Source organism: Dyella sp. (assembly GCF_035277725.1).
Taxonomy (GTDB): Bacteria; Pseudomonadota; Gammaproteobacteria; order Xanthomonadales; family Rhodanobacteraceae; genus Dyella_B.
In genome coordinates this window covers 1-9,581 of sequence record NZ_DATEJY010000180.1, presented here as the reverse complement: position 1 = coordinate 9,581, position 9,581 = coordinate 1, and the positions used below count along the sequence as shown (strand labels likewise).

Genomic DNA, 9,581 nt, shown 5'->3' with positions numbered 1-9,581 from the left:
CTGCGGCCGCCGTAAAGCTGCCACGCTCCGCCAAGGTTGCGAAATAGTACAAGTCGTTGAGGTCCAGCATGCGTTCTAGTCCTTTCTGTCGCTGAGTACAGCGTAAGCCGCGCCGTCCAGAACGAAGCCCGCCACCTCGCGCATGCCAAGACGTTCATGGGCTCGCAGCGAAGCCGTGTTGTCGCGGCGAATAAAAAGGATCGCTTCCCGGCCGGGATGGTGCTGCTGAAGCGCCGCATACAGCTTGGGCAGGAGACCTCTTCCGCGTTCGCTGGCGGCAATGCACGCCGGGCCATACACATAGGCGTCAGCTGCACCTGGCCACGCCGCCAGCATCGCGCGGACGGATGGTGGCGATGATGGGTTGTCCTTCGCCGAACTGAACAGGACGCCGACCACGTGATCATCGCGATACGCAACGATTACTGGCGCACCGGCAAGCGTCATCTTCGCGACTTGATCGCGCGGAAAATCCCCGGTCAATGAGCCGCCTCGGGCTGGGGAGTTGGCCTGCAACAGGGCCGTGATGCCATCGATATCCGTCGCAGCGGCAAGGGCAATCTTGTACATGGGCAGCGTCCTTGAATGAGCCGAACGTCGAACGTTACAGCAGCGGCGTACAGAGCATGCTGTATCAGCTGTTGCTGGTTATCGTTAAATGAACAGGCAGGCGGCGTTGATGAGCTCCCTTTCGTCGCAAGCTTGTCAGTTAAATCACCACCTGCTTTGCTGGTGTGATTTAACTTGGTCTGGGAAGCTTGATGTTTGCCGTGTCCGGCTCCTCCTCAGCGAGCAGGGCAGGGAGCAGATCTTCGCGAACATCAAGGCGATGCGCGGGAGCAGGTACGCATGGACGAAGCGATGAAGGTAGGGGCGCGTTCTGATCAATGCCGGGATGCCATTGTCCCGGCGACGATTCAAGGCGTCTCTGCGCCGCCGCAGGAAGCCGCATCCATCATGCTCGCCAGCAAGGCTTCGGCTTCCTCGTGCGTGCACGCGCGAATCAGGCGCGGCGCAAAGCTGCGGAGTCTGTTGTGATCGAGCGTGGCAAGGCGGTCACGCACATGCAGGATGCGGCTGGGGTGCATGCTGAATTCGCACAGGCCAAGCGCGAGCAGCAGGGCGGTGAAGTTGACGTCGCCGCCGATTTCGCCGCACAGGCTCACTGGCTTGCCGGCGCGGCGGCCGGCGGAGATGACGTGCGAAATCAGGCGCAGCAGCGCGGGCTGCAGCGGGTTGTAGATGTTTTCCAATGCGTCGTTGCCGCGGTCGGCGGCGAGCACGTATTGCGCCAAATCATTGGTGCCGATGGCGAGGAAGTCGGCGTGTTCGAGCAGGGAACGAACATTGATGGCGGCGGCGGGCACTTCGATCATCGCGCCCAGCGGAAGTTTTTCCGGCAGATCGATGTTCTCGCGTTTCAGATCCTGTCGCGCCAGCTTGAACAATGTACGCACGGCGATCAGTTCGTCGGGCTGCGTGACCATCGGCACCAGCACGCGCACCGGGCCGTAGCAGGCGGCGCGCAGGATGGCGCGGATCTGCGTGGTGAATACGGCCGGATGGCGCAGCGAGAGACGCACTCCGCGTACACCGAGCGCGGGGTTTTCCTCGCCGCGAATCACCAGGCCTGCAGCGTCGGCCTTGTCGGCACCGAGGTCGAGCGTGCGGATGGTGACGGGAGCGCCGCCCATCCCCATCACAACGTCGCGATAAGCGTTGAACTGTTCGTCTTCGGAGGGTAGACCCTTGTGGCGCAGGAACAGGAATTCGGTGCGGTACAGGCCGACGCCGTCCGCACCACGTGCGCGTGCAAGCGCCACGTCACTGGGGGATTCGGCATTGGCAAGCAGACGCACGTCGACGCCGTCGCGTGTGCGCGTGGGTGCGTTGGCCAAGCTGGCGAGCCGGCGGCCTTCCTGTGCCGCTTCGCGCTGCCACGCGCGATAGCGGGCCAGATCTTGCGCGGTCGGGTGCACCACTGCTTCACCGCGCTCGGTGTCGAGCAGGATCAGGTCGTCGTCGTGAATGGTGGAGAGTGCATCGCGCGTGCCCACCAGCATTGGCAGGTTGAGGCTGCGCGCGAGAATGGCGCTGTGCGAATAGGGGCTGCCGGAACTGGTGATGACGCCGAGCAGGCCGTTGCCGGCCAGGTGCGCCATGTCGGCGGGCGCAATGGTGTCGGCTACCAGAATTTCACCAACGCGCGCGGCGAGCTTGCGTTCTTCCGCGCTGGTTTGACGTTGTAGTGCGGAGATGACGCGGCCGATGACTTGATCGACGTCTTCCATGCGGCTGCGCAGATACGGATCGTCCATGGCGCCGAAAACGCCGGCCAGGCGGTCGCGCTGTTTCTTCAACGCGGCGCCCGCGCGGTAGCGGCCGATGGTGATCATTTCGTCCAGGCCACGGATCAGTTCCGCGTCATCCAGCAACAGGCTATGCGCGTCGATGAATTCGTTGACTTCGCGCGCCAGGGCGCCGTGCAATTTCCCGCGCAGCTCGTGCAGCTCTTGCCGCGCGGTATCCAGTGCGGCGTGCAGGCGTTCCAGCTCGGAGGGAATTTCTTCTTCGGCGAGCGGGCGCGTATCGACCAGATACCGGCTGGGTTGCACGAGGCGTGCGCGTCCCAGGGTCATGCCGCGCGAGGCCATGGTGCCGGCGAGGATTTGCCTCATGCGCGTCTCCCCGTGGCGATGCGCAGGACAGCAAGCAGGGAATGGGGAACGTCAGCACCGCGCAAGCGTGCAGCACGCTGCGCCAGCGATGTGGTCCGTTCCTTGTTTCCCGTGCCTTGGCTCATTCACGCCCCTTCGTCGAATTTGCGTTCGAACAGCTCGATCACCGCGCTGAGTGCCGCCGATTCATCCGGCCCATCGGCACGAACGACCAGCGGCGTACCGATGCCCGCGGCCAGCATCATCACGCCCATGATGCTCTGCGCATTCACTTCGCGTCCTTTGCTGATCAGCCACACAGTGGATTTGAAACTTTGCACGAGTTGCACCAGTTTCGCCGATGCGCGGGCATGCAAGCCCAGTTTGTTGGAGACGACGATTTCTTTTTCAAGCATGGTCGATGAAGATTCCCCCGCGACCGCCGCTGGCCGCGATTTCCGCAAGTTCGTCCAGCGGCTTGTCGGCGTAGTTGAGTACGCGCAGCAGCATGGGCAGGTTCAATCCCGAAACACAGCGCAGCTTTACGCCTACCGCACTCAACGACAACCCGATGTTGCAGGGTGTCGCGCCATACAGATCGGCCAGCACCAGCACGCCTTCGCCTTGATCCAGTTCGCGCGCATGCTTGGCAGTAAGCGTGCGCATCACATCCGGGTCGGCGCGTGCGGGCACTTCCACGGTGGCAACTCTGAGCGGCAGTTTCGGCAGCACGTGACGTGCCGCCTTGACCAGCGCCTGGCCGACCGACTCGTGGGTCATCAGAAGCACGCCGACAGTCATGATGCCGTGGCTTCGTTAGAGTTTGTGAAAGGCAACATAAACATCACTCAAGTTCGCGATGAAAAGTGAGAACCCCTTCGCGCATGGTGCGATAGTGCGCGGCGAGTTTCTCGACCAGGTACACCGAACGGTGGCGGCCGCCGGTGCAGCCGATGGAAATGGTGACGTAGCTGCGGTCGTCCGCCTCGAAGCGGGGCAGCCATGCATCGAGCCAGCGGGTGGTGTCGTCGACGTATTCGCCGACGAGCGGCTGGTGCTCCAGGAATTCGCGCACCGCGGTGTCCTTGCCGGACAGCGGACGCAGCGTGGGCTCCCAATGCGGATTGGGCAGGCAACGCGCGTCGAATACGAAATCCGAATCCAGCGGCAACCCGCGGCGGAACGCGAAGGATTGGAACATCAGCGTAAGACCGGCAGTGGTCTGCGCGTAGCCAGTGGCAATCAACCGGCGCAGCTGGTGCACATTCAAATTGCTGGAGTCGATCACACGCTCGGCGATCGCCATCAATGGACGCAGCAGCCGGCGTTCTTCGGCAATGGCGTCGGCGAGCGATACGCCACGCGATGCAAGCGGATGCCGACGGCGCGTTTCCGAATAGCGCTTGATCAGTACTTCGTCGTTGCAATCGATAAAGATCAGGTGCACCTGCACGGTGGCGGCCAGCTGGGACAGCACCTGCGGCATGTACTGGAAATCTTCGTCGCGATTGCGCACGTCCACGCCGACAGCAATGCGGCGGCGATGGCTGTCGCCGCGCGTGGCCGCTTCCACCAGTTGTGGCAGCAGTGCGCTGGGCAGGTTGTCGACGCAGTAGAACTCCAGGTCTTCCAGCGCACGCAAGGCGACCGTCTTGCCGCCGCCGGACATGCCGGTGAGCACCACCAGATGGATGGCGTTCGGATCGTCGTTGGGAATCAGTCCTTCGTATTGGCTCATGCAGTCACCAAGGAGGAAGCCGGCGCATTTGATGGGCCTGCCGATCCATAAAGCTTTGCGCCGGATCGATGCCTTTGCTCTTCAACATATGGCTGCGCACCGCCGCTTCCACCAGCACCGCCAGGTTGCGGCCGGGAGCGACGGGCAGGGTGATCATCGGCACCTGCACGTCGAAGATTTCGCGATGGCCCACGTCGCCGGTGAGGCGCGTGAGTGCATCGACGTTCTCGCCGTCGCGCAAGGGCTTGAGATGGATCACCAGGCGCAGGTATTTGGATGGCTTCACCGACGTGTGGCCGAACATCTCGCGCACGTTGAGCACACCCAGTCCGCGCACTTCGAGCAGATCCTGCAGGAGTTCGGGACAGGCACCATCGATCACATCGGGTGCGATCAGCGTGAATTCGGGCGCATCGTCGGCCACTAGCCGATGGCCGCGGCTGATCAGTTCCAGCGCCAGCTCGCTCTTGCCGGAACCGGCGTCGCCGGTGATCAGCACGCCGATGGAAAACACTTCCAGCAGCACACCATGCAAGGTCAGGCGCGGCGCCATGCTGCGCGCCAGGTGGTATTGCATCCAGGTCAAGAGCTCGTGGCCGCGCTTGGCGCTGAGCCACAAAGGTGTGTCGGTCTCTTCCGCCACTTCGCGCAGATCGGCCGGAATGCCCTGATCCTTGGTGACGATGAAGGCCACCGGTTGCGTGGCGGCGGCCTTATGGATCACTTCCCAGCGCTGACGCGAATCCAGGCTGTCCAGATAGCTCAGCTCTTCGGTGCCGACGATCTGGATCTTGTTGGGATAGATCACATTGAGATAACCCACCAGCGAGGGGCGGCGAGCCGGCGTGGAGCCGTATTCGAGCACGCGCGTTTCGCCACGCATGCCGGCCACCCAGCGCAAGGCCATGCGCTCGTGGATGTCATCGAAAAGTTGTCGTGCGGTAAGGCGGTCCAAGGAGGTTCCCTTTATGCCGCAGGCTGCCTAGGTTGGGGGCGGCGGCGGGGAACATTGTGCCAGTTTGGGGAAGGCGGCGGGCTTTTTGCTCCCTCCCCTACGTGGGGTAGGGGAGGGATGGGGTCATAGAGGGAAGGGGCCTATACGACTACCCGTACTGCCGCGCCTCGCGCACCTCGTGCGGATGCTTGTCGTGCAGCTTTTCCCGGTAGCGGCGAAGCTGGTCAACGAGTTTGTCAAAGAGCAGGTCAATGGAGGCGTACATGTCGTTTTCGGTGGCCGCGGCGTGCAGCGATTTGCCTGGAACCTTGAGCGTGCCTTCTGCGCAGTGCTGCAGCTTGTCAACCGAGAGCACGACATTCAGGCCAACGATGCGTTCGTCGAGGCGGTTCAATCGATCGAGCTTGGCTTCAGCGTGATTGCGCAGGGCCTGGGTGACTTCGATCTTTTGACCGCTGAGTTGGAATTGCATGGCTACGCCTCCTTCTTGGAACTGGCCGCCAGTGGCGGCGTTGATCGGCGCGCGGATCGTGAAGCTGATCGTTGCACCGTGAAGCTAGACCTTAACTCTGCATATGGATATGGGATTGTTCCGCCGTGCTGCAAGTTCCCTTGAATCTGATCGCAGCGAAGGAATGTCAGCTGTTGCGCTGTCGTTCGCTGGAACTGGGAATGCGCAGAATTTCCCGGTATTTCGCGACCGTTCGTCGCGCAACCTGGATGCCTTTGTTGTGCAGCTCCTCGGCGAGCGCCTGATCGGAGAGCGGCTTGCGCGGATCTTCGTTGTCGACAAGCTTGCGCAGCATGGCCTGGATGGCGGTGGCGGATGCGCTGCCGCCGTCTTCGGTGGACACACCGCTGGAGAAGAAATATTTCAACTCATAAGTGCCGCGCGGCGTGTGGATGTATTTGCGCGTGGTGACGCGTGAAATGGTTGATTCATGCATGCCCACCTCCTCGGCCACTTCGCGTAGCACCAGCGGCTGCATCGCTTCCGGACCGTAATCCAGGAAGGCGCTCTGCCTTCGCACGATCGCTTCGGCGACCTTCAGGAGTGTTTCGGCACGTGATTCCAGACTTTTAATCAGCCAGCGCGCTTCCTGCAATTGCCCGCGCATCCAGCTGGCGTCTTCGCCGCGTGCCCGCGCGATCAGGCCGCAGTAGTGCTGGTTGAGGCTCAGCTTGGGCTGGCTGTCCGGATTCATCAGCACGCGCCAGCGTGTGCCTTCCTTGCGCGCGTAGACATCGGGCGCCACGTATTCGACTGGCGTGGTGTCCATCGCCGCGCCGGGGCGCGGGTCAAGGCTGCGGATGAGGATGGCGGCACCGGTGGTTTCGTCTTCGGTGGCGTGCAGGCGGCGGGCCAGTTTGGCCATGTCGTTGCGCGCCAGTAGCTCCAGTTCGTGTTCGACGATGCGCAGGGCGAGATCGCGGAACGGCGTGCTGGGATCGAACTGTTCCAGCTGCGCGCGCAGGCAGTCGGGAAGATCGATGCTGGCCACGCCGGCAGGGTCGAAATGCTGCAATTGGCGGCGTACCGCTTCCACTTCCTCGGCGGTGGCCTTGAGGTGCGGAGGTAGCGCGGCGAGTACCGCATCGATGCCTTCGCCGAGGTATCCGTCGGTATTGAGCGCGTCGATCAGTACTGTGGCGATCGCCTTCGCGCGCGGATCCAGCGGCGTGAGATTAAGCTGCCACAGCAGGTGTTCCTGCAGCGACTCGGCCGCCGCGCTCTGCGGCTCCATGCCTTCCTCGTCGCGGTTGCCCGAACCGTTGCCGCTGCCGTTGCTGGAGGAGAAATCGATCGGCTCGTCGGAGCTGATTTCCGGCTCGGTCCACTCAGGCGCTTCGTCGTTGGCATCGCCGCTGCTACTGGATGCTGCCTCGCCGTTCATCGAGATCAGCGATTCGAATTCGTTGTCGTATTCGCCGTCGACCTCGGTTTCGCTCTGTTCTTCCGTCGCGTCTTCGGCGAACTCAAGCAGAGGATTGCTCTCGGCGAGCTGGCGCAGTTCGGCCGCCAGCTCCAGTTGCGACAATTGCAGCAGGCGGATGGCCTGTTGCAGTTGTGGCGTGAGAGCCAGCTGTTGATTGAGACGGAACTGTAGCCCTGGTTTCATGCCTGCCAAGAGGGTTTAGCTGGCCTCATCCTAACCCTTGACGAGAACGCCGACCATAGTTGACACGGGGCGTACCATGCCGCTTTATACGCGGATGTGAAACGGCGCAAGGTACGCTTGTGCCGGTAAAAAAGTTGGAGTATTACCTGCTTTTTGGGGTGCCGCTCAAAGCCGGAATTCGCGGCCCAGATACACCTCGCGCACCCGTTCGTCGGCCAGGATATGCGCCGGCGTACCGCGCGAGAGCACTTCGCCCTCGTTCATGATGTACGCGCGGTCGCAGATGCCCAATGTTTCGCGCACGTTATGGTCGGTGATCAGCACACCGATGCCGCGTTCTTTGAGGTGTCGCACGATGCGCTGGATTTCGCCGACCGAGATCGGGTCCACACCGGCGAACGGTTCGTCCAGCAGCATGTAGCGCGGTTGTGCGGCCAGGGCACGTGCAATTTCCACACGGCGACGCTCGCCACCGGACAGGCTGATGCCTTTCTGGCCGGCGATATGAGCGATTTTCAGCTCATCCAGCAGGCTTTCCAGTTCGGCGTCACGCTTGCGCTGATCCAGGCCTTCACGCAATTCCAACACGGCCATGATGTTGTCGGCCACACTGAGGCGGCGGAACACCGAAGCTTCCTGCGGCAGATAGCCAATGCCGAGCTTGGCGCGCGAATGCATGGGCAGGCCGGTGATGTCCTGCTTGTCGAGTTTGATCGTGCCGGCGTCGGCTTCGATCAGTCCCACGATCATGTAAAAGCAGGTGGTTTTGCCGGCGCCGTTTGGGCCGAGCAGGCCGACCACTTCACCCTGGCGGATGGAGAATGCGAAGTCGCGCACCACTTGGCGCGCGCGGAAACTTTTTTGCAGGCCTTCTGCGGACAGCATGTAACGGTTATTCCTTGGAGGCGCTGCTGGCGGACGCCGGCGCGCTGGTACTGGATGACGCGGCCGGCTTGGCTGCGTTCGATTTGGTTGCCGGTTTTGCGGGGGTGGGCGGCGTTGCCGGCGCAGCGCCGTGCTTCGGCGGAGGCAGTGGTTTTTGCTTGGGCAGGAAGGTCATGGTGACCTGTCCGCCACCGCCGCTCTCGCCGACCATGTAGCTGGTCTGCGTGTTGTAGGTGAGCTTGGCGCCGCGTGCATCGCCCTTGTTCTGCTGATGCACGTACGCGTTGCCGGTGAGCACCGCAATGCCTTTGACGTTGTCGTAATCCAGCCGGTCGGCATCACCGGTCATCAGGTTGCCGTTGTCGTCAATCTGTTCGATGTGCGGACGCTTTTGCGGCGTGCCGGTCACGATGATGTGATCGACGGAGGTGTCTTCCTTGGCGGTGTAGATCTTGGCGACCTCGCCGGTCAGCTTCATCGTGCCTTGCGTGATCAGCACGTTGCCGGTGAAGGTGCTGACGGTATTGGGCTGGTTGTAGCCGTCGAAGCTTTCGGCATGCACGACGTGGATCGGCTGGTTGCGATCATCCTGCTTTGCCAGTGCCGGCTGCAGCGACAAGAGTCCTGCAATCAACAGGCTTAGCCGTAGCGTTGTTCTGGCTTGAGTACAGCAGGCCGTGCACGTCATGGAGCAACTCCAGATGGTTATCGTTGAGGTTGGCACGCATGCCGACACCGTTCATTACGCTTGCGCCCTGCGTCATGGTGGCCGGATCCGCGGTTTGCATGCGGTTTTCTTTCGGCCAGCCGGTGACATTGGAGGTACATAATGTTGCCATGGGACCTTGGGCGTAGGCAGGGCGCTGCATGTAAACCGTGCCATCCAGCCGCATTTCCGTGCCGCCCTTGTTGACCCAGCCGAACGGCGCGTTGCCATGCCAGTTCGGCACGCCGGGGTTTTTCGAGGCGATCTCGAACACCGGCGCATTGATGTAAAGCGATTCGTCGCCACCGCGGCGGTCCATGCGCGGTGCGGTCATGGTGAAGCTCAGCAGGCCGTCGACGCCGTAGCTCCATACGGTGGAGTTGTAGAGCACGTAATCGGAAATCGGCGGGCCGACGAATTCGTTGACCGGCGGCGCACCCACCACCCAGCTGCGCAGCATCCAGCTGGCCGGTGCGGCGATGGCGAGCAGCACGATCGCGACATTGGTGCGGTTGTCGCG

General features: G+C 62.3%; 11 protein-coding genes. All 11 read right to left on the bottom strand.

The window, feature by feature from the left end; all coding sequences use genetic code 11:
- Positions 1 to 75 precede the first annotated feature (75 nt).
- Positions 76 to 570, bottom strand: a complete 495-nt coding sequence (locus VJR68_RS15775; protein WP_324149236.1) for a GNAT family N-acetyltransferase — start codon at positions 568 to 570, stop codon at positions 76 to 78.
- Between the two features lie 347 nt (positions 571 to 917).
- Positions 918 to 2,678, bottom strand: a complete 1,761-nt coding sequence (ptsP, locus tag VJR68_RS15770; RefSeq protein ID WP_324149235.1) for a phosphoenolpyruvate--protein phosphotransferase — start codon at positions 2,676 to 2,678, stop codon at positions 918 to 920.
- Between the two features lie 125 nt (positions 2,679 to 2,803).
- A complete protein-coding gene (locus tag VJR68_RS15765; protein WP_324149233.1) occupies positions 2,804 to 3,073 on the bottom strand; it encodes an HPr family phosphocarrier protein in 270 nt (89 codons plus the stop codon).
- Positions 3,066 to 3,458: a PTS sugar transporter subunit IIA gene (locus VJR68_RS15760; RefSeq protein WP_192676747.1), complete on the bottom strand. Its 393-nt coding sequence runs from the start codon at positions 3,456 to 3,458 to the stop codon at positions 3,066 to 3,068. Before VJR68_RS15760 ends, VJR68_RS15765 begins: the two co-directional genes overlap by 8 nt.
- 43 nt (positions 3,459 to 3,501) lie before the next feature.
- Positions 3,502 to 4,395, bottom strand: coding sequence for an RNase adapter RapZ (rapZ, locus tag VJR68_RS15755; protein ID WP_324149229.1), 894 nt, complete (start codon positions 4,393 to 4,395; stop codon positions 3,502 to 3,504).
- Positions 4,396 to 4,399: 4 nt separating this feature from the next.
- Entirely contained in the window at positions 4,400 to 5,350 is a 951-nt protein-coding gene (hprK, locus tag VJR68_RS15750; RefSeq protein ID WP_324149226.1) for an HPr(Ser) kinase/phosphatase, read from the bottom strand.
- A 148-nt stretch (positions 5,351 to 5,498) separates the two neighbouring features.
- On the bottom strand, positions 5,499 to 5,822 hold the full coding sequence (hpf, locus tag VJR68_RS15745; RefSeq protein WP_324149224.1) for a ribosome hibernation-promoting factor, HPF/YfiA family: 324 nt from the start codon (positions 5,820 to 5,822) through the stop codon (positions 5,499 to 5,501).
- Positions 5,823 to 5,988: 166 nt separating this feature from the next.
- Positions 5,989 to 7,470, bottom strand: a complete 1,482-nt coding sequence (locus tag VJR68_RS15740) for an RNA polymerase factor sigma-54 (protein ID WP_324149223.1) — start codon at positions 7,468 to 7,470, stop codon at positions 5,989 to 5,991.
- A gap of 165 nt (positions 7,471 to 7,635) precedes the next feature.
- On the bottom strand, positions 7,636 to 8,355 hold the full coding sequence (gene lptB, locus VJR68_RS15735) for an LPS export ABC transporter ATP-binding protein (protein WP_324149221.1): 720 nt from the start codon (positions 8,353 to 8,355) through the stop codon (positions 7,636 to 7,638).
- Between the two features lie 7 nt (positions 8,356 to 8,362).
- Complete coding sequence (gene lptA / locus VJR68_RS15730) at positions 8,363 to 8,974, bottom strand: lipopolysaccharide transport periplasmic protein LptA (protein ID WP_324149219.1); 612 nt, start codon at positions 8,972 to 8,974, stop codon at positions 8,363 to 8,365.
- A partial coding sequence (gene lptC, locus VJR68_RS15725; protein ID WP_324149217.1) for an LPS export ABC transporter periplasmic protein LptC occupies positions 8,940 to 9,581 on the bottom strand: 642 nt, incomplete at its 5' end. The genes lptA and lptC, both read right to left, overlap by 35 nt.

What these genes read in the sequence shown, in the direction of transcription:
- rapZ (WP_324149229.1), bottom strand. Translation starts at nt 4,395, where the DNA reads ATGAGCCAATACGAAGGACTGATTCCCAACGACGATCCGAACGCCATC.
- ptsP (WP_324149235.1), bottom strand. Translation starts at nt 2,678, where the DNA reads ATGAGGCAAATCCTCGCCGGCACCATGGCCTCGCGCGGCATGACCCTG.
- VJR68_RS15775 (WP_324149236.1), bottom strand. Translation starts at nt 570, where the DNA reads ATGTACAAGATTGCCCTTGCCGCTGCGACGGATATCGATGGCATCACG.
- hpf (WP_324149224.1), bottom strand. Translation starts at nt 5,822, where the DNA reads ATGCAATTCCAACTCAGCGGTCAAAAGATCGAAGTCACCCAGGCCCTG.
- lptB (WP_324149221.1), bottom strand. Translation starts at nt 8,355, where the DNA reads ATGCTGTCCGCAGAAGGCCTGCAAAAAAGTTTCCGCGCGCGCCAAGTG.
- VJR68_RS15760 (WP_192676747.1), bottom strand. Translation starts at nt 3,458, where the DNA reads ATGACTGTCGGCGTGCTTCTGATGACCCACGAGTCGGTCGGCCAGGCG.
- VJR68_RS15765 (WP_324149233.1), bottom strand. Translation starts at nt 3,073, where the DNA reads ATGCTTGAAAAAGAAATCGTCGTCTCCAACAAACTGGGCTTGCATGCC.
- VJR68_RS15740 (WP_324149223.1), bottom strand. Translation starts at nt 7,470, where the DNA reads ATGAAACCAGGGCTACAGTTCCGTCTCAATCAACAGCTGGCTCTCACG.